General features: G+C 70.5%; 16 protein-coding genes. 5 read left to right on the top strand and 11 right to left on the bottom strand.

The window, feature by feature from the left end; translation table 11 throughout:
* Positions 1-72: 72 nt before the first annotated feature.
* The 3 genes from ABZZ17_RS09150 to ABZZ17_RS09140 form a co-directional block, all read right to left on the bottom strand.
* Positions 73-1,971, bottom strand: a complete 1,899-nt coding sequence (locus ABZZ17_RS09150; protein WP_356873668.1) for a GMC family oxidoreductase — start codon at positions 1,969-1,971, stop codon at positions 73-75.
* Between the two features lie 225 nt (positions 1,972-2,196).
* Positions 2,197-3,420 (bottom strand): hypothetical protein, encoded by a 1,224-nt coding sequence (locus ABZZ17_RS09145; protein WP_356873666.1) that lies wholly within the window; start codon positions 3,418-3,420, stop codon positions 2,197-2,199.
* Positions 3,413-3,628, bottom strand: a complete 216-nt coding sequence (locus ABZZ17_RS09140) for a hypothetical protein (RefSeq protein ID WP_356873664.1) — start codon at positions 3,626-3,628, stop codon at positions 3,413-3,415. The genes ABZZ17_RS09145 and ABZZ17_RS09140 overlap by 8 nt, the downstream gene beginning before the upstream one ends.
* Before the next feature lie 141 nt (positions 3,629-3,769).
* On the opposite strand from ABZZ17_RS09140, the gene ABZZ17_RS09135 reads away from it, so the two are divergent.
* On the top strand, positions 3,770-4,090 hold the full coding sequence (locus tag ABZZ17_RS09135; RefSeq protein WP_356873662.1) for a DUF6087 family protein: 321 nt from the start codon (positions 3,770-3,772) through the stop codon (positions 4,088-4,090).
* 139 nt (positions 4,091-4,229) lie between these two features.
* The gene (locus tag ABZZ17_RS09130; RefSeq protein WP_356873660.1) at positions 4,230-4,757 is read left to right on the top strand and encodes a DUF4232 domain-containing protein; all 528 of its coding nucleotides are present in this window, start codon (positions 4,230-4,232) and stop codon (positions 4,755-4,757) included.
* Positions 4,758-4,795: 38 nt separating this feature from the next.
* On the opposite strand, the gene ABZZ17_RS09125 is transcribed toward ABZZ17_RS09130, so the two are convergent.
* Both ABZZ17_RS09125 and ABZZ17_RS09120 read right to left on the bottom strand, forming a co-directional pair.
* Positions 4,796-5,440: a dihydrofolate reductase family protein gene (locus tag ABZZ17_RS09125; protein ID WP_356873658.1), complete on the bottom strand. Its 645-nt coding sequence runs from the start codon at positions 5,438-5,440 to the stop codon at positions 4,796-4,798.
* A gap of 150 nt (positions 5,441-5,590) precedes the next feature.
* A complete protein-coding gene (locus ABZZ17_RS09120) occupies positions 5,591-6,004 on the bottom strand; it encodes a nuclear transport factor 2 family protein (protein ID WP_356873656.1) in 414 nt (137 codons plus the stop codon).
* Between the two features lie 87 nt (positions 6,005-6,091).
* Between ABZZ17_RS09120 and ABZZ17_RS09115 the strand changes: the two genes are divergently transcribed.
* Positions 6,092-6,793 carry a 2-phosphosulfolactate phosphatase gene (locus ABZZ17_RS09115; protein ID WP_356873654.1) on the top strand — a complete coding sequence of 234 codons (702 nt, stop codon included), beginning with the start codon at positions 6,092-6,094 and terminating at the stop codon, positions 6,791-6,793.
* Between the two features lie 13 nt (positions 6,794-6,806).
* On the opposite strand, the gene ABZZ17_RS09110 is transcribed toward ABZZ17_RS09115, so the two are convergent.
* On the bottom strand, positions 6,807-7,208 hold the full coding sequence (locus ABZZ17_RS09110; protein ID WP_356873652.1) for a hypothetical protein: 402 nt from the start codon (positions 7,206-7,208) through the stop codon (positions 6,807-6,809).
* A 213-nt stretch (positions 7,209-7,421) separates the two neighbouring features.
* Between ABZZ17_RS09110 and htpG the strand changes: the two genes are divergently transcribed.
* Both htpG and ABZZ17_RS09100 read left to right on the top strand, forming a co-directional pair.
* On the top strand, positions 7,422-9,335 hold the full coding sequence (htpG, locus tag ABZZ17_RS09105; protein WP_356873650.1) for a molecular chaperone HtpG: 1,914 nt from the start codon (positions 7,422-7,424) through the stop codon (positions 9,333-9,335).
* Between the two features lie 195 nt (positions 9,336-9,530).
* A complete protein-coding gene (locus tag ABZZ17_RS09100) occupies positions 9,531-10,751 on the top strand; it encodes a phospholipase D-like domain-containing protein (RefSeq protein ID WP_356873908.1) in 1,221 nt (406 codons plus the stop codon).
* Positions 10,752-10,896: 145 nt separating this feature from the next.
* On the opposite strand, the gene ABZZ17_RS09095 is transcribed toward ABZZ17_RS09100, so the two are convergent.
* The 5 genes from ABZZ17_RS09095 to ABZZ17_RS09075 form a co-directional block, all read right to left on the bottom strand.
* Positions 10,897-11,100, bottom strand: a complete 204-nt coding sequence (locus tag ABZZ17_RS09095) for a cold-shock protein (protein WP_356873648.1) — start codon at positions 11,098-11,100, stop codon at positions 10,897-10,899.
* A 324-nt stretch (positions 11,101-11,424) separates the two neighbouring features.
* Positions 11,425-11,850, bottom strand: coding sequence for a DUF6003 family protein (locus ABZZ17_RS09090; protein WP_356873646.1), 426 nt, complete (start codon positions 11,848-11,850; stop codon positions 11,425-11,427).
* A gap of 94 nt (positions 11,851-11,944) precedes the next feature.
* Positions 11,945-12,787, bottom strand: coding sequence for a hypothetical protein (locus ABZZ17_RS09085; protein ID WP_356873644.1), 843 nt, complete (start codon positions 12,785-12,787; stop codon positions 11,945-11,947).
* Positions 12,788-12,879: 92 nt separating this feature from the next.
* Positions 12,880-14,583: a SulP family inorganic anion transporter gene (locus ABZZ17_RS09080; RefSeq protein ID WP_356873906.1), complete on the bottom strand. Its 1,704-nt coding sequence runs from the start codon at positions 14,581-14,583 to the stop codon at positions 12,880-12,882.
* A gap of 338 nt (positions 14,584-14,921) precedes the next feature.
* A complete protein-coding gene (locus ABZZ17_RS09075; RefSeq protein WP_356873642.1) occupies positions 14,922-17,282 on the bottom strand; it encodes an ABC transporter substrate-binding protein in 2,361 nt (786 codons plus the stop codon).
* Positions 17,283-17,381: the final 99 nt, after the last annotated feature.

Raw genomic sequence — 17,381 nt, 5'->3', positions numbered from 1 at the left:
GACCTGCGGAAACGATCGGCCTGGCGCCCCCCGGAGAGGCCGGCGCCGGCCCGGAGAGGCCGGCGCCGCCGCTCAGACGGCGGCCGTCAGGATGTCCTGGCTGGCCTTCTCCGCCAGGAGCAGGACGGGAGCCATCAGGAAGAGGCCCGGGATGCGGGGGAAGGCGGAGGCGTCCACGACGCGGACGTTTGCCGTTCCGTGCACGCGCAGGCGGCTGTCGAGGACCGAACCGGTGCGGCCGGCCGGACCGATGGCCGCGGTGCAGGACGCGTGGTGTCCCCACGCCTCCCGCCGGATCCAGGCGGCGAGCTGGGCGTCGGTCGCGACGCGCGGACCGGGAACGGACTCGCTCAGCGGATCGACGAGGCCGACCTTGCGGTTGATGCTGCGGATCGAACGGATCGCCTCGATCATCGCCGCGACGTCCTCGTCGCCGCCCCTGCCGTCGTCCATGGAACGGAAGTTGATCTCCGGTTGCGCCGTCGGGTCGGCCGAGGACAGGCGTACCGTCCCGGAGCGGTTGGCCGCGTAGCCCTTGAGGACCAGCCAGCTGAGGTGCCGCTTGTCCTTGACCGCCAGCGTGTCGAAGTCCGGTACGTATCCCGCGAAATTGCCGGGTGCGGCGAACACGAACAGCTCCGGGTGGGCCGAGCCGCGCGAGTACCGCCGTTTGATCCCCGTGGCCACCCCGTTGGAGGCGTACGGGGCCGCGGGCCGCCTGAGCGGGTCGCGCCACTCCGTGAGGCAGGGGTCGTCCTGGTCACGGAACTCGCACTCGGCGATGGCCGCGAGGTCGTGGCCGAGCCGGGACACCACGGAGACCTCGTACCGGTCCTGCAGGTTGCCGCCGACGCCGGGCAGGTCGAGCAGGGGCGTGATGCCACGCGCGGCGAGGTGGTCGCGGGGGCCGATGCCCGAAAGCATCAGCAGTTGGGGTGTGTTGAAGGCGCCGCCCGCGACGACCACTTCCCGGGTGACCCGGACGGTGCGGCGCAGGGACGCCCGTTCGGCGTCAGCGACCGGACGGGCGTCCGCGAAGGCGCCGTAGAGGTGCCGGCCGAGCAGCAACTCCACCGCGGTGGCCCGCAGCGTTCCGCCGGCTTCTTCGAACACGATGCGTTCGGCCAGGGCGTCCGTGACCAGGTTGAGGCGGGCGGGGTGCCGGGACCGGACCGCGAGGAGGCGCTCCCGGATGGCGTGCCGGCGGCCCGCGAGGGCGGTCATCGGGGTCGTGAACACGCCTTGGGAGCTGCGGTCGACGTTCGCCCTGGAGTTCACGTCGGGGTCGAGCGGAGAAGCCACCGGCCCTTGGGGCAGCGGCTCGGAGTTCACTCCGAGCACCAGGGCGTCGAGGAACGGGTCGCGCAGGGCCAGCAGCGGACTCGAACGTTCGACGGGCTGCCAGGAGAGCACCTTCTTCCAGTGCACGTCCCACATGGTCTGCGGATCCCAGCCCTGGTCCCCGGTCAGGTCCCGGATGTACGCCCAGTCCGAGTGCTCGGGGTACATGAGGATCATGGCGTTGTGGGCGGTGCAGCCACCGAGGGTCGCGGACCGTGGGTAGAGGATGCCCTTGCCGGGCACCCACTGGCTGCCGTGGGCCGCGTCGTCGGTGTAGTGACGGACCCACATGTCCCAGCTGATCTCCGGATCGCGGGCGGCCTTCAGGTAGAAGGACGGGACCTCGTAGTACGTCTGGTTGCCCTGGGCCGGGCCGGCCTCGAGCACCAGGACCGAGTGTCCGGCCTCGGCGAGGTTCGCGGCCACGCTGCCGCCCCCCGGACCCGATCCGATGACGAGGTACTCGACTTCGTCGGGCAGGTCCGCGGCGGGGCGGCCGCTGCGGGCCGCGGCCGCCGACGCGGCCGGCAGGCCGGCGCCGGCGGCCAGTACCGCGCCGGCGGCGCCGCCGAGGACCGCACGGCGTCCGGGGCCGAGGGGGGACGCGGGGTCACGGGGTGAGTTCGTCATGCCACACCCATAGCGATCGTTCACACAACGTGACGAGTGGGGGCCGTTGGATTGGGTCCGGGTGGCCGACAAATGATCACCCGTCCGTGCGGGGACCGCTCCCACCGCGTTCGACATCGCAGCCGGTCCGTGCCCGGAACATGCCGCTTGACGTGCGGAAACGTTCCCGCGAGGATTCGAATGCGGTCGGCGCCCCCTCACGGGGTTGCACAACGGCTTCGCGACTCAGACGAGCGACTTGATGGTCTTGTCCGCGTACCGCAGCGTCTCGTCGATGGCCTTGTCCACCTCGCGCACGGCGTCGGGCTTCGCCGTGAGGAGAGCACTGACGTTGATGCTGCTCACGGCAAGGAGGCAGCCCGCCACGGCGAGGAACTCCTGGTACCGTTCCTGCCCCTCGGACCCGAGCGATGCCCAGTCCCGGGGTTCCGGCGGAAGGCTCAGCCGCCACTTCTCCAGGGCGTGGGTGCCGTGGACGGTGACGTATTCCATGGTGTCCGTGGCGCGGAGGAGTACGTCGATCATCGCGTCGAAGCCCTGCTGCGACTGGTCCAGAGCCGACTGCGCGGCATCGACCTCGGTGCGCAGACGCTCCTCCTCCTTCTTGTTCCGGCGCTTCCTCAAGACGTAGAAGCCGGCGGCCGCCAGCGCTGCCGCCGGGGCGGCGACCATGCCGGTCAGCAGGAGGATTCCGCCCGCCATGCCCGCTCCGCCCGCGGCGAGCGTGCCGCCTCCCAGGAGGGCCAGGGTCGCGTTGGTCGCGGCGACCCCGGACAGCGCCGAAATGGCCGTGCCGGTGGAGGCGGTCCCGAACAACGCGGCGGCGGTGAAAGCACCGTAGGCCGCGGCTCCGCCGGCCGCTGCCCCGGCCGCACCGCCGGCGGCGGCACCGCGGATCGCGTTGGCGATCCCGATGGACATGGCCTCGACGCGGAGCGCGGTGGGGATCTCACCCGTGCTCTCGATCTCCTCCTCACTCGGCCTCGCCGGCTCGGGCGCCCCGCTGATGCTCTCGGCCAGCTCCACGAACCGCAGGAAGAACTCGTCGCGGGCGGCATCGTGGACGTCGTTGAAGGCTTCCCCGAGTTCCTGGGTGATCTTCGACCGCTGGGCCGCCTTCTCGTTGATCTCGGCGTGACGTCGTTTCGTCTCCGCGACCTGGTCGCGCAACTTCACCGGCCGCCGGCCGCGCTGACGGGCGAGGGACCTGGTCCGCTCCTGCGCCTCGTGCTTGAGCTGCCCGGGTGTCAGCTGGAGCGCGAGGGCGATGGCGGCCAGCCGGTGTTCCCCCGGGCTGATGAGCCCGCGCTCGATCCGGGAGATCGAGACCGCGCCGCCCTTCCCGTAGTCGGCGCGCGCGGCCAGCTCTTCCTGGGTCATCGCGGGTCTCTGGGCCTGGCGGTGCTCGCGGACCACGGAGCCCATCGCCTCCGCGCTGAAATCATTCATCGGTTGCGGCCCTCTTGTTCAGCGGGCTGTGGCGACGCCAGGAGGACTGGGCCTCGCGCGCCAGCGCACCACCGGAGCGGAAGGCCCGGACGCTGTCCTCCCTGAACTGCTTGGCCGCCTTGACGACGGCCGGGTCACGACGGACTTCGTCGGCGGCCTGGACGACGGCAACGGCGGCGGCCAGTTGGGCGAGGTTGACGCGGGGCATGGCAGGGGCCTTTCGTCGCGGAGGGTGACCACGGATGTGCAACATAGCGTCACTTAGTGTCCGGCGTCGGCACTATGGCGAAACCGACTGCGAGGGCGGCTCTTTCGGTAGGGTGCTGCCTCTGCTCAAGGGAGGTACGACGTGGAAGACGAACCCCTCGACCGGTGGGCCGCCCGTCGCCAAGGCCGCCTGCGCAAGCCCGGCGAAAGGAAGGCCGTCACCCTCGGCGCCGGCCCGCAGCGCGCCGCCCACCTCGACCCCGACGCCCCGCGCCTGATCCTCGAATGGGACGGCTTCGCCTGGCAGGCGCTGTCGACGGTGGAGGACTACGCGGCGGCCTGCCGGGCCCTCGGCCCGAACCCCGAGAGCGCGCCCGCCGACCAGCCCGGGACGACCGGCCCCGTCACCGGCCGAAACCCACTGGCCCCGGGAACGGGTCGCCACCGCAAACCCCGGCCCTGACCGCGCACACCGCTGGGCCCCGCTCCCCCGGTCCCTCACCCGGCGGCCGCCGACGGTCGCGGAGCGGCCGAGTCGACCGCCTGGCCGAACACCGCCGTCCCGCGGGGCGGGGTCAGCCGCGAACAGGCAGACTGGACACATGACTTCGCTCACGCGCGCCGCCGTCCTCGCCCTCGCCCCTTCGCTCCTGACCGGCGCGACGGCCGCGAGCGCCCACGCCGAGACCGCCGCCCCCGTCACCACGGGCGCCTGCGCCAAGGCGGCGCTCGGCTACGAAGCGCACGCCCTGCCCCCGATCGCGAGCGGTGTCGTCCTGGTCACCGTCACCAACAAGGGCAACACCTCCTGCACGATCGACCGGTTCCCCACCGTGACCTTCGCCGGTCTGGACGGCTCGGCGCGGCCGGTACCTCCTGTGCAGAGCGGCCCCCACCGGCTCGGAGCGAAGGGCCGCCTCTACGCCGCCCTGCGCACCGATGACCGGAGCGGCGCGGCCCGCTACGTGCCGAGCCTGACCGTCACCGCCAACCCGGGCCACCCCGGCGGCCGTTTCACCGCGGCCGAGATCGGCGCCCCGGTGACCGGCATCGCGGTGTACGACCCGATCACCACGCTGTGGAAGGGCACCGTCGACGAGGCCGTCGCAGCACTCCCGAAGAACCCCTGACGGCCCTCCGGCAGCGCCGGCACTGCCGCCGGCAGGCTTCAGTCGTCGCGCCCGGTACCGCGATCGGGTGCGCTCATGTCTCCCGTTGCGGGTGTGCCGTCGGCGAGCCCGTAGCGCAGGTACACGGCGCCCTTCGGGCCGGCTGCCGGGGGTGCGAGGAGCGTGAGGTTGGCGGGCACCGCGCCGTCGTCGAACACCTTCTTGCCGACGCCGAGGACGATCGGGTGCACCCAGAGGTCGAGACGGTCGAAGAGCTTCTCGCGCAGGAGGGTCTGCACCAGGTTCAGGCTCCCGACGACCTTCACGTTCTCGTGCCGGTCACGGATCTCGCGCACCGCGGCGGCGAGGTCCGGGCCGAGCTGCCTGGACCCGGCCCACGAGAGGTCGGGCCTGCCACGAGAGGCCACGTACTTCGGGACGCCGTTGAAGAGCGTGGCGATCTCGTCGTCCTCGCCGCCCTCCTGGTGAGGCCAGAAGGCCGCGAAGATGTCGTACGTCCGCCGGCCGAGCAGCAGGGCGTCCGTGCCCTCGTACGCGGCGCTGACCTGCGCCCCGGCGACCTCGTCCAGCAGGGGCGCCTGCCAGCCGCCGAACGGGAACCCCACCGGGTCCTCGTCAGGACCGCCGGGCGCCTGCCCGACGAGGTCGAGGGTCGCGAACAGCTCGATGTGGATGAGGCCCATGGCTTGCTCCAGGTGAGTCGGTCGTGTCCGTCAAGAGAGGGACCCCGGCGTGTCCGCGAACTCATCGGTGCGACGGAACCGGCTTTCGGCAACGGATACCGTGGGTGACGGTGTGGTCACATGTGGGAGCCGGGCCGGTCCGCCGGACGGTCAGTCGTCGAAGTAGGCCCTGGCGACGGCATAGGTGTCCTCGTAGAGGTGGTACCGGGTGATCCGCCCGTCCCGGACCGTGGCGTGGAGGGCGAACGCGGTGGCGATGTCCCGGCCCGTCTTCTTGACCTCGGAGACCATGCGCCCGAGGAGGACCACGTCGTCGCCCTCGGCGATGACCTGGCGGAGTTCGAACTCCTTGGCGTGGACGTGGGTCCGCAACAGCTCGAAGAACGTCCGCATGCCCTCCGCCGAGTCGGCCTCGGGCACCCACGGGATGCCCGGCGGGTGCGGGACGGAGAACGACACGGAGTCGGCGAACAAGGCCGCCGCCTCTGCGCTCTTCCCTTCGGCGAGCAGCGGGAACAACCGCTGGACGGTCTGCGTCGGCGACTCTGCTGTCCTGTCCGTCATATCCGGGCACGTTACCCGGCACAGGAGCGGTGTGACGCGCATCACTCTCCGGGGATCTCGGGTCGGGCATGCGTGATCATGACCAAGATGGACACCCGTTTCCTTGGTATGGCCGATCTGTCCGAAGCCCCGTCCGTGGCGGTGGTGGTCGACGTCATGCGGGCTTTCACCGTGGCCGCCTGGGCCTTCGCCCAGGGGGCGGAAAAGATCGTCCTCGCCGAGTCCCTGGACGAAGCCCTGGCGCTGAAGACTCGCCACCCTGATTGGGTGGCGATCAAAGACGGCCCCCTCGCGCCCGGATTCGACACCGTCAACTCGCCGGGCATGCTGCGGTCCATCGACCTCGACGGACGGACCGTCGTGCAGAAGACCACCGCCGGGACGGTCGGCGCCCTCGCGGTCAAGGAGGCGCAGCTGGTGCTGTGCGCCGCCTTCGTGGTGGCGGAGGCAACGGCTCAGCTCTTGCGGACGCGCGCGAGTGACGGTGTCACGTTCGTGGTCACCGGCGAGGACGGGCAGGCCGACGAAGACCTGGCGTGTGCTCAGTACATCGCCCGGAGGGCCACCGGCTCCGGAGCGGATCCCGCCGAGTTCGTCCGGCGCGCCGCCGCGTCGCGCGCCGCCTCCGAACTGGCGGAGGGGGTGCGTCAAGGAGTCCATCCCGATGACGTCGCGCTCTGCCTCGAGGTCGACCGGTTCCCCTTTGCCATGGTGGCGAGCCTGGAAGGCCCGTTCATGGTCCTGCGTCCGCGCGCGGTTCCCCCGCTCACCGACGCGGACCCGGTCTGATCGCGGACGGCGATCAGCGCTGCCGGGGGCAGTGCCGGCAGACCCAGCCGCTGCGGCGCAGCGTGGAGGGCCGCCGGTGGCTGACGTGTCCTGCGGCGCACCGGATGCGGTGCGGGGCGTGAACGCCGAGCCAGGCGGGTTCGAGGAGGACGGCGCCATCGGCCGTCAGCCGTTCCAGGAAGGCCGCCGAGGCCGCGGCGGGGTCCTTGCGGGCGCAGGTCCGGCACAGGCCCTGCCCCTGCTGGACGTTGGACGGGCGGGGCATGCACAGGTGGCCCGCGGCGCAGCGGACCCGGTGCGGGATGCCGTTGCCGAGCCAGGCCGGTTCGACGAGCAGCGCGCCCTCGGCGGCGAGACGGGTACGGAACGCGGCTTCCGCCCGTAAGGAGTGGGCGGGGCGGCGGAGCTGGAGCATGGGGTCCCCTCGGACGGTGCGGGACTGGAGCGGTTGCGGAACACCAGTTTCGTCGCCGATCGGCGGGAGCGAAGCGGGGCGGCCGGTTTCACGACGGTTGAACTCGGCCCGCGGCACCGGAGCGTGACCGCTGCCGTGGGGCTGGAGCCGCTGCGCGGCCGGGCGGGGACCCGCTTATGATGCGTTTCATCCGTGAGAAGGGAGCCCCCAGAAGTGGGTAGCAGTGTCGAGACGCTCGAATTTCAGGCCGAGACCCGTCAGTTGCTCCGGTTGGTGATCCACTCGATCTACTCGAACAAGGACATCTTCCTGCGCGAGCTGATCTCGAACGCCTCCGATGCCCTGGACAAGCTGAGGCTGGAGTCGCTGACCGACGCGGACCTCGCGGCCGACACCTCCGACCTGCACATCACGCTGGAGGCCGACCGGGACGCCCGCACGCTGACGGTCCGCGACAACGGGATCGGCATGAGCCGGGACGACGTCGTGGAGCTGATCGGCACGATCGCCAAGTCCGGTACCGCCGGCCTGCTGCAGAAGATCAAGGAGGCCGAGGACGCCGCCGCGGCGCAGAGCCTGATCGGGCAGTTCGGAGTGGGCTTCTACTCCGCGTTCATGGTCGCGGACAGGGTCACCCTGCGGACCCGTCGGGCCGGCACCACCGCGGGAACCCAGTGGGAGTCGGACGGAGAGGGCACCTACGACATCCAGGCCGTCGACGGCCTGCCGGTCGGTACCTCGGTGACCTTGCACCTCAAGCCCGCCGACGACGAGGACGGGCTGGCCGACTACCTGACCGAGTGGAAGATCCGTCAGATCGTCAAGCAGTACTCGGACTTCATCCGGTGGCCCATCCGGATGGCGATCGAGCGGACCGGCACCGATGACGCCACCACGCACGACATCGAGACGCTCAACTCGATGAAGGCGATCTGGGCCCGCCCCCGCAGCGAGGTGACCGCGGCCGAGTACAGCGAGTTCTACAAGCAGATCAGTCACGACTGGAACGATCCGGCCGAGACCATCCACATGCGGGCCGAGGGCAACTTCGAATACGAAGCCCTGCTGTTCGTCCCTTCCCAGGCGCCGTTCGACCTGTTCTCCCACGAGAGCAAGCGCGGTGTGCAGCTGTACGTCAAGCGCGTGTTCATCATGGACGACTGCGAAGCGCTGATGCCGAACTACCTGCGCTTCGTCAAGGGTGTGGTGGACGCCCACGACCTGTCGCTGAACATCTCCCGCGAGATCCTGCAGCACGACCGGCAGATCCGCAGCGTGCGCCGGCGTCTGGTCAAGAAGGTCCTCGGCGCGCTCAAGGGCGTGCAGGCCGGCGACTCCGAGCGCTACGCGAAGCTGTGGACCCAGTTCGGCCGGGTCCTGAAGGAAGGCCTCCTGGAGGACACCGACAACACCGAGGCACTGCTGGAACTGGTGTCGGCGGAGTCCACGCACGACAAGGAGAAGACGACCACCCTGCGCGAGTACGTCGAGCGCATGCAGGACGGCCAGGACGCGATCTACTACCTGACCGGCGAGTCCCGCACCATGGTGGAGAACTCGCCGCACATGGAGGCCTTCGCCGCCAAGGGGTACGAGGTCCTGATCCTGACCGACCCCGTCGACGAGGTGTGGGCCGACCAGGTCTCCGCCTTCGACGGCCACCGTCTGCAGTCCATCGCCAAGGGCCAGGTCGACCTCGACGGGCCGGCCGACGGCGCCGAGGACACCGAGGCCGGGGCGAAGCGCGACGAGGAGTTCGCAGCCCTGCTGCCCTGGCTGACCGCCACCCTGTCCGACGAGGTCAAGCAGGTCCGCCTGTCGTCGCGGCTGACGACATCGGCCGCTTGCATCGTCGGCGACGCCCATGACATGACTCCGACCCTGGAGAAGATGTACCGGGCGATGGGCCAGCAGATGCCTCCGGTCAAGCGGATCCTGGAACTCAACCCCACGCACCCGCTGATCACCGCCCTGCGCACGGCACACGGGGCGAACGCCGACGATCCCGCCCTGGCGGACATCGCCGAGCTCGTGTACGGCAGCGCGCTGCTCGCCGAGGGGGGCGACCTGTCCGACCCGGCGCGCTTCACCCGGCTGCTCACCGACCGCCTCACGCGAAGCCTGTGACCGGTCCCGCGCGCTCGCGGAGCTGAGCGCCGGACGGGGAATGCGGCCGGTCCCGGTCCGGGGGCCGGCCGCATCCTGCGCCAGGGCCGGGCCGAGGCGGCCGCGGCACCGGGGGGGTATAGTCTGCGGGCTGCTCACCCGCGCCGGACCGGGCACCGGGCTTCATCATTCGTCGTGTTCCGGCCGGGGGATGTCATGACCAGTACGCACGAGCCGCCGCGCCTGACGACGGAGCCCGCCGCGGCGTCGGACACGGCCACGGATGCCCACGTCAGCCGGATACGCAGGCGTCTGGAGAGACTGATTGGCATCGCGGCGACCGAGGGCAACCGGCTGGTCCCCTTGCGCAACGGGGACCAGATCTTCTCCGCGATGCTGGCGGGGATCCGCCGTGCCGAGCACACCGTGGACATGATGACGTTCGTGTACTGGAAGGGCGACATCGCCCGCCAGTTCGCCGAGGCCCTCGCGGAGCGGGCCCGGGCGGGGGTTCGGGTGCGGCTGCTGCTGGACGGGTTCGGAAGCCGGCTGATCGAGGCCGAGCAGCTTCGGGCGATGGAGCGGGCCGGAGTACAGGTGGCATGGTTCCGGAAGCCGCTGTACCTCTCACCGCTCAAGCAGAACCACCGCTGCCACCGCAAGGTCCTGGTGGTCGACGAAGAGACCGCCTTCACCGGAGGGGTCGGGATCGCACAGGAGTGGTGCGGCGACGCCCGCAACCAGAACGAATGGCGCGACACCCACGTGCAGGTCCACGGTCCCGCGGTGGACGGGATCGCTGCGGCGTTCGCGCAGAACTGGGCCGAGTGCCATGACGAACTCTTCGACGAGCGCGACCGGTTCACGGAGCACCGTCCGCAGGGCGATGCCATCGTGCAGGTGGTCCGCGGCTCGGCCAGCTTCGGCTGGCAGGACATGCAGACCCTGATACGCGTGATGCTGGAGTCTGCCGAGGAGCGGTTCCGGCTGGCCACCGCCTACTTCTCACCGGACGTGTATTTCATCGACCTGCTGTGCGCGACCGCGCGGCGCGGCGTCGAGGTGGAGATCGTGCTGCCCGGGCCGCACACCGACAAACGGGTCTGCCAGCTGGCCGGTCAGCACCATTACGAGGCCCTCACGGCCTGCGGTGTGAAGATCTACCAGTATCAGCCGACGATGATGCACGCCAAAGTCATCACGGTCGACCGCGTTGCGGCTCTGATCGGCTCGACCAACTTCAACCGCCGGTCCCTCGACCATGACGAAGAGGTCATGCTCGCCGTCCTCGACCGGGAATTCACGGCCACCTTGGACGAGCACTTCGAGGCGGACGTGGCGGCCAGCGAACTGATCAGGGCGGGCCGCTGGAAAAAGCGGTCCGCCCTGCAACGGGCCGGTGAAATCGCCGTCCAGCCCATTCGCCGCTTCCTGTGAAATACCGGTTCCGCAGTACGCGCCGGCGCCGGTGAACCGGGAACCGGCCGGAACCACCGGCCGGGCGCCGGCCGTACGGAAATGCGCGCAGCTGGGGCCCGCACCCCGAAGGATGCGGGCCCCAGCTGCGAGGTGCGCGTCAGCGTCAGGCGAGGACGATGTTCTCGGCCGTCGGACCCTTCTGGCCCTGCGCGATGTCGAAGCTGACCTTCTGGCCTTCCTGGAGCTCACGGAAGCCCTGGGAGGCGATGTTCGAGAAGTGGGCGAACACGTCGGCGCCCCCACCGTCCTGCTCGATGAAACCGAAACCCTTAGCCGCGTTGAACCACTTCACGGTGCCAACAGCCATGTCATATCTCCTTTGGGGCAGTACACCGGTGTCCGCGATGTGCGGCTACCGGGTCGCCGCAATGATGCCCCGCCCGGAAAATATCCCGAGATGTAAAAAGCGCGTTCAGCGGCAGAGAATACCGGTGAAGGCGCTTTAGATTTTTGGGAACCACGACTGCAACTGAAATCGACAGTAGCATGCCGTAGCGGCCCGCGTACGATGAAGAGTTCTGCTCCGTTCATTGCGGCAAATACCCTCTCCGCACGGAACGTCAAACTCTCATCGCGCGGTCACAGATATGAACCGCCGGATCGCTCGGCCTTCGCGTTCCGGGTGTGGGGTTCAGGACTGGGACGCGGAGGAGAGGGTGGCCGGGTCGACGCCGGAGAGTTCGACGATCCGGTGCGCCGGTACACCGGCGGCCAGGGCCCGGCGCAGCAGGGCGTCCCGGTTTTCCTCGCTGTCACGGAAGGCGAGCAGATCCTCTTCGGCGCTCGCTACGGAATCCGTGGCCGTGGCGCGACGGACCGCTTCCAGTTCCTCCGCGCTCAGGGGGACCGGGAGCCGTTCGGCGTCCTCGGGAATCAGCCCGCTCTGCTCGGGGGGCACCACGCGGACGCTCGGCGACGTGGAGTTCACGCCCTGGGCGGTGAACCACGCCTGCACGGCCGGGGTGTCCAGGCACTCCAGGTCGCCTGCGAGGGCCAGCGGCGTTCCCTGCCAGCCGGCCGTGGTCTCCGCGAGGAACAGGTAGGCGTCATCCGTCATCGTGCTTCACTCTCCTGGCACACCGTGGCTGTGAACGATCGCCCGGCTCCTACCCCTCAGGCGTCGAGCGAATCGAAGTGCACCTGGATGGCCGTCAGGGCCGTTCGAAGGCCTGGAGTACGCCGCCGATCGAGAAGCACAGCGCGCCGGACAGCGTTCCCCAGTTGGCGACGGCGGTGTTGACCAGGCTTCCGGTATCGGGCCGGGTGAACGCGGCGAGTGCCGAAACCATGAAGAGCACGGACCCTAGCTGGTTCACCGCGACCACCCACCAGCCGAGACCGCGCGAGCGGATGCAGGGCCGGGACCGATGGCAGATCTCGACGAACGCGAGATGTCCCGAGACCAGGAACAGTACGCATCCGATCACGTCCGGAGCCCAGATCAGCCTGTTGGTCTGCTGAACGGTGAGCCCCTGTAGGAACGAGTCCAACAGGTTGACGCCGAACACGAGCGTCCCGGCGAACAGCGCGAACGTACTCAGCCAGTCCAGGCGCATCGGCTCGTACCCCCACCACCTCCAGCCGCCCGTGACCAGCGGGCCGCCGCCTTGGGAGTGGCGGGGCGCGTTCAGCACCTGTAGGAGCGAGACGTAGCCCCCGATGTTGAAGAACAGGCCCCCGACGAAGTAGACGGCGGCGCTCTCGCCCGCGTCGCCCGAGCCGAACTGTGAAACGGCGGCGCCGAGAGCGAAGAGTGCTCCTCCGATGACGAACGCGCCCGAGGCCACGGCGTTGAGCCGGCGGAGACGGACCAGCGCCCGCGCATCGGTACTCGGAACCGTCGCGACCGTGCCTCCGGGGCCACGGACCGACAGCGCCCCGCGCCGACGCGCGAGCCGCGATTCCCACACCACCGTTTCGCCTTCGGAGCGGTGCCAGGTGAGCCGGGTCGTGAACGGTCCTGCGCCGTCGGCGCGCTGCTCGGGCTGTCCCACGGCCGGAGCCTAGTACCTCGCACGGTCCGAACGGACGGCGAAACATACCTTTCCTCCCTCTTCCTCCCTTCGCGTCGGAGACCGGCGGGTGCCTACAGCGCCCTGTCGCTCACCGGTTCCGTGTCGGCCGTGCCGTGCCGCTCGGCCCAGTTCCGCAGCGCCGTGCGACAGGCGTGGTCGACGTGGTGCAGTCCGGAGAGGTCCAGTTCCACGGAGCGGTTCCGGGGCAGCGCCTCCAGACTGTCGAGGATCTTCGGCAACCGGAGGAAGGTCGCGTTGCCCGACAGGTACACCTGGACGGGGCCGGCTCCCTTGTCGACGACCTCCAGGTTGACGTGCGAGGCCTGCCAGGCGGTTTTCGCGACCGACAGCGCCAGACCGATGAGCACGCCTTCGAACATGTTGACCGTGACGATCGACACGGCCGTGGCCACGAGGATCAGCGCTTCACCTCGGAACGCGGCCCACATGAGCACGATCTGCCGGAACGGGATCAGCTTCCAGCCCGCGTGTACGAGGATGCCGGCGAGGGCGGGCAGCGGAATCAGTTCCAGGACGGACGGCAGGAGTGCCGCGAACATCAGCAGCCACACTCCGTGCAGCACGCGTGAGGCCTTGGTCTTGGCGCCCGCCTGGACGTTGGCCGAGCTGCGCACGATCACGGCGGTCATCGGCAGCGCGCCGAGCAGCCCGCACACGGTGTTGCCGGCGCCCTGCGCCACGAGTTCCTTGTCGTAGTCGGTGCGTGGACCGTCGTGCAGCCGGTCCACGGCAGCCGCGCTGAACAGGCTTTCCGCGGACGCGATCAACGCGAACGCGAGGATGGTGACGAAGATGGCCGGCTGCGCCAGCTGTCCGAAGGCGTCGGCCCCTGGCGGCTGGACCGCGTCGAGCAGCCCCTGCACCCCCACGGCGGTCATCGGCAGCGCGCCGAGCAGCCCGCACACGGTGTTGCCGGCGCCCTGCGCCACGAGTTCCTTGTCGTAGTCGGTGCGTGGACCGTCGTGCAGCCGGTCCACGGCAGCCGCGCTGAACAGGCTTTCCGCGGACGCGATCAACGCGAACGCGAGGATGGTGACGAAGATGGCCGGCTGCGCCAGCTGTCCGAAGGCGTCGGCCCCTGGCGGCTGGACCGCGTCGAGCAGCCCCTGCACCCCCACGGTGGCCAGCGGCAGCTCGAACGCCAGTGAGGCCAGCGTGGCCAGCAACACCGCTGCGAGCGCGCCCGGCACCGCCCGGGCCCGTTTCGGCATCCTCTTCCACAGCACCATCACGGCGATGGTGCCCGCGCCCACCCCGAGCGAAGTCAGGGCCACGGGGCTGCCGGCCGCTCGGACCAGCGCGTCCGGCAGCCCCGTGATCTTGTCGATACCGGACGCCGGTGCCTTCAGGCCCGCCGCCGCGTACGACTGACCGGCGATGATCACGAGCCCGATGCCGGCCAGCATGCCCTCGACCACCGCGACCGAGATGGCCCGGAACCAGCGGCCCAACTTGAGCACGCCCATGAGGAGCTGGAGCAGACCGGCACCCAGCACGATCACTCCGAGGGCGGCCGGCCCGAACTGGCGGACGGCCTCGAAGACGAGCACGGTCAGGCCCGCGGCCGGCCCGGACACCTGCAAGCTGCTGCCCCGCATCAGCCCGGCGACGATGCCGCCCACGATGCCGGTGACCAGGCCCAGTTCCGCCGGGACACCGGAAGCGACCGCCACGCCGACGCACAGCGGCAGCGCGACGAGGAAGACCACCAGGGAGGCGGCGAAGTCCTGTCTGAGGTGCGGAAACTTGATCAGGGGGTTCACGGCGCCGCTCACGGGGCCGGGGCGTTGTCGATGAGGGGCTGCATACGTGGTCATTCCTCCTGGCGCGCCGTGACAGCGCGTCGGACGGGCGCCTACCCGAACGGATCGATTCCCGACTGGCCTTCGACCGCGATGCGACGGGATCCGTGCGCGTGTGCGAACACCGCAGCGCACCTCTCCCCCACACTCATCACCTCTTGTGCACACCAAGTGTCGGTCAAGGGCTGGTCAAGAAACACGTTAGCCCGATGGACTTGTTTGCGCGGTTAACTCCATGTGTCCAACGGAAGAGAGCCCGAAATTGCGAGGTTCGTTGGCGCGAACCCGCCCTAACGGGTGGCGGGCCCGCTGTACGCGGTGGCCCAGCTGCCGGCTTTCACCGTGTACACCGTCAGTCGGCGGTTGACCGCGTCGCCGGCCCCGTCGAAGGTGACACGGCCCGTGACGCCGTCGAAGGCCGTCGTCGCGACGGCCTGCGGCAGTTTCGCCCGGGCGTCGCCGGGGAGGGTGCCGCCGTTGGCCGTCACCACGGCCTTCACCGCCTCGATGAGGGTCCAGGTCGCGTCGTACGCGTACGGGCCGTACCAGCCGGCGGCCTCCGGGTACCCCGCCCCGCGGTACCGGTCGAGGAAGTCCTGCCCTGCCGCCGACTCCTCGGCGGGAGCGCCGATGTTGGTCGCGAGGTCGCCCTCGGCCTTCGGGTTCGCCGTGAGGTACTGCTGGTCGAAGATGCCGTCGCCGCCCATCAGGGGGACGTTCACCCCCGCTTGCTCGATCTGCCGGAAGAGCGGCGCCGCGGTGTCGTGGTAGCCGCCGAAGTAGACGGCGTCGGCGCCCGAGGACCGCACCCTCGTGGCGAGGCCCTCGAAGGCGCGCTCTGCGGGATCGACCTGCTCGGTACCGACGACGGTCCCGCCCAGTTTCGTGAATTCGGCCGCGAACCCGGAGGTGAGGGTGGTGCCGTGGGCGCTGGCGTCGTCGACCAGGTAGAGCTTGGTCTTCTTCCGCTCGCCGTGCAGGTACCGGGCGGCGAACGGCCCCTGGTCGACGTCCGTGCCGATGGTGCGGAAGTAGGTGGAGTGGGGACGGGACTTGGTGCCGGCGGCCCAGTCGGGGCCCAGCGTCAGTACGGGGTCGGTGTTGCCCGGTGACACGTTGACCACGCCCGCCCGCGCGAGCGGTGGCACCAGGGTCCGGGCGACACCGGAGTTGAGGGGCCCGACGACCCCCAGCACCTTCTCGTCGGCCACGAATTCGGCCGCGTGCGGTGCGCCCTTGGCGGGGTCGGCGGCGTCGTCCAGAGCCTTGATCTCGAAGGTCACGCCCGGTACGTGCCGCGTTTCGTTGGCGGTCCTGGCGGCCAGGTCGGCGGAGTTCCTGATGCCGGCGCCCATCGGGGCCATCCCGCCGCTGAGGGGTGCGTCCACCCCGATCACCACCGTGACGGCGGAGGGCGCCGAGCCGTTGCCGGCCGCGCCGCCGCCGGGTGTGTCGTCACGGGTGAGGGTCCAGGTCAGGACGGAGCCGGTGGCGAGCGTGGCCAGTACCGTGCCCAGGACCGCGGAGCGCCGGGTGAGGCGGCCCCGCCGCCGGGCGGACGCCGGCTCGGCGTGTTCCATCCTGGCCGTCGCCCCGAGCGTGACCGGGTCCTCGGCCGGGGGTACCGGCACGGGCGGCCCGGCCGGCCGGTCCGGCACGGGGCGCCGCGGAGAGTCGGCGGCGGACCCGTGGTCCAGGACCGTGGGAGTCCGCGACGACGGCTCCGGCGATGGTGCCGGCTCCGGCGCCGCCTCCGGTACGGGGGTTGCCCTCGGATCGGGCTCGGACCCGGGCTCGCGGCCGGCGGGTGCGTCGGTCCTGGGCGGGGAGGACCGCAGCACCGACGCCAGCATCTCGGCCGCTTCCGCGGCACCGACTCGCTGTGCCGGATCCTTGGTGAGGAGCGCGTCCAGCACGGGCGCCAGCGGTCCGGCGTGGACCGGCGGCCGGTGCGGGCGGGTGAACACGGCCACGGCGAGGGCGTGGAGCCCCTCGGCGGCGAACGGCGGGTGCCCCTCGACGGCGTGGTAGAGGGTGGCGCCGAGCGCCCACAGGTCGTTGGCGGGGGTCGGGCGCTTGCCCTCCAGCTGTTCCGGCGGCATGTATTGCGGCGTGCCGATGACGATCCCGCTGTGACTCAGCTTGGTCGTGGCGTCCGCGAGGTGGGCGATGCCGAAGTCGGTGAGGACGACGCGGTCCTTGGTCAGGAGCACGTTGTCCGGCTTGATGTCGCGGTGGATGATCCGCGCCGCGTGCGCCTCGGTCAGGGCGTCGAGGACGGCGGCGCCGATCTCGGCCACGCGCCGCACGGGCAGTCGGCCCCGGCTGCGGATGGCGGCGGCCAGGGACTCCCCGCGGATCAGTTCCATGACGATGACGGGGGCTCCGTCGTGGTCCACGACGTCATGGATGGTGATGATCCCGGGATGGCTGAGAGTGACCGCCGCCCGGGCCTCGCCGGTGAACCGCGCGAGCAGTGCGGCCCGGTCGCCTTCCTCCATGCCCGGCGGGAAGAGGATCTCCTTGACGGCGACCTCGCGTCCGAAGAGCTGCTGGTCGAGGCCACGCCAAACCCGGCCCATACCGCCCTGGCCGATGCGTTCGACCAGCTGGTACCGGCCGGCGATGAGTTCGGGATTTTGCTCGGTCACGCGGACACTCTAGGTCCTGCTGAGCCGATCAGGTGACGGAACGGATGGCTTGATCACGCCCTGGGCGACGGGGGCACGGGCGCTGCTCACCGGGGCGCT

Source organism: Streptomyces sp. NPDC006512, assembly GCF_040611935.1.
Taxonomy (GTDB): Bacteria; Actinomycetota; Actinomycetes; order Streptomycetales; family Streptomycetaceae; genus Streptomyces.
Note: the sequence above shows the minus strand (reverse complement) of the source record. Positions and strands in the feature narration are given on the sequence as shown.

Excerpts from the sequence above, each read along its gene's own strand:
- ABZZ17_RS09150 (WP_356873668.1), bottom strand. The coding sequence starts at position 1,971 with ATGACGAACTCACCCCGTGACCCCGCGTCCCCCCTCGGCCCCGGACGC.
- ABZZ17_RS09145 (WP_356873666.1), bottom strand. The coding sequence starts at position 3,420 with ATGAATGATTTCAGCGCGGAGGCGATGGGCTCCGTGGTCCGCGAGCAC.
- ABZZ17_RS09140 (WP_356873664.1), bottom strand. The coding sequence starts at position 3,628 with ATGCCCCGCGTCAACCTCGCCCAACTGGCCGCCGCCGTTGCCGTCGTC.
- ABZZ17_RS09130 (WP_356873660.1), top strand. The coding sequence starts at position 4,230 with ATGACTTCGCTCACGCGCGCCGCCGTCCTCGCCCTCGCCCCTTCGCTC.
- ABZZ17_RS09125 (WP_356873658.1), bottom strand. The coding sequence starts at position 5,440 with ATGGGCCTCATCCACATCGAGCTGTTCGCGACCCTCGACCTCGTCGGG.
- ABZZ17_RS09120 (WP_356873656.1), bottom strand. The coding sequence starts at position 6,004 with ATGACGGACAGGACAGCAGAGTCGCCGACGCAGACCGTCCAGCGGTTG.
- ABZZ17_RS09115 (WP_356873654.1), top strand. The coding sequence starts at position 6,092 with ATGGACACCCGTTTCCTTGGTATGGCCGATCTGTCCGAAGCCCCGTCC.
- ABZZ17_RS09110 (WP_356873652.1), bottom strand. The coding sequence starts at position 7,208 with ATGCTCCAGCTCCGCCGCCCCGCCCACTCCTTACGGGCGGAAGCCGCG.
- ABZZ17_RS09100 (WP_356873908.1), top strand. The coding sequence starts at position 9,531 with ATGACCAGTACGCACGAGCCGCCGCGCCTGACGACGGAGCCCGCCGCG.
- ABZZ17_RS09095 (WP_356873648.1), bottom strand. The coding sequence starts at position 11,100 with ATGGCTGTTGGCACCGTGAAGTGGTTCAACGCGGCTAAGGGTTTCGGT.
- ABZZ17_RS09090 (WP_356873646.1), bottom strand. The coding sequence starts at position 11,850 with ATGACGGATGACGCCTACCTGTTCCTCGCGGAGACCACGGCCGGCTGG.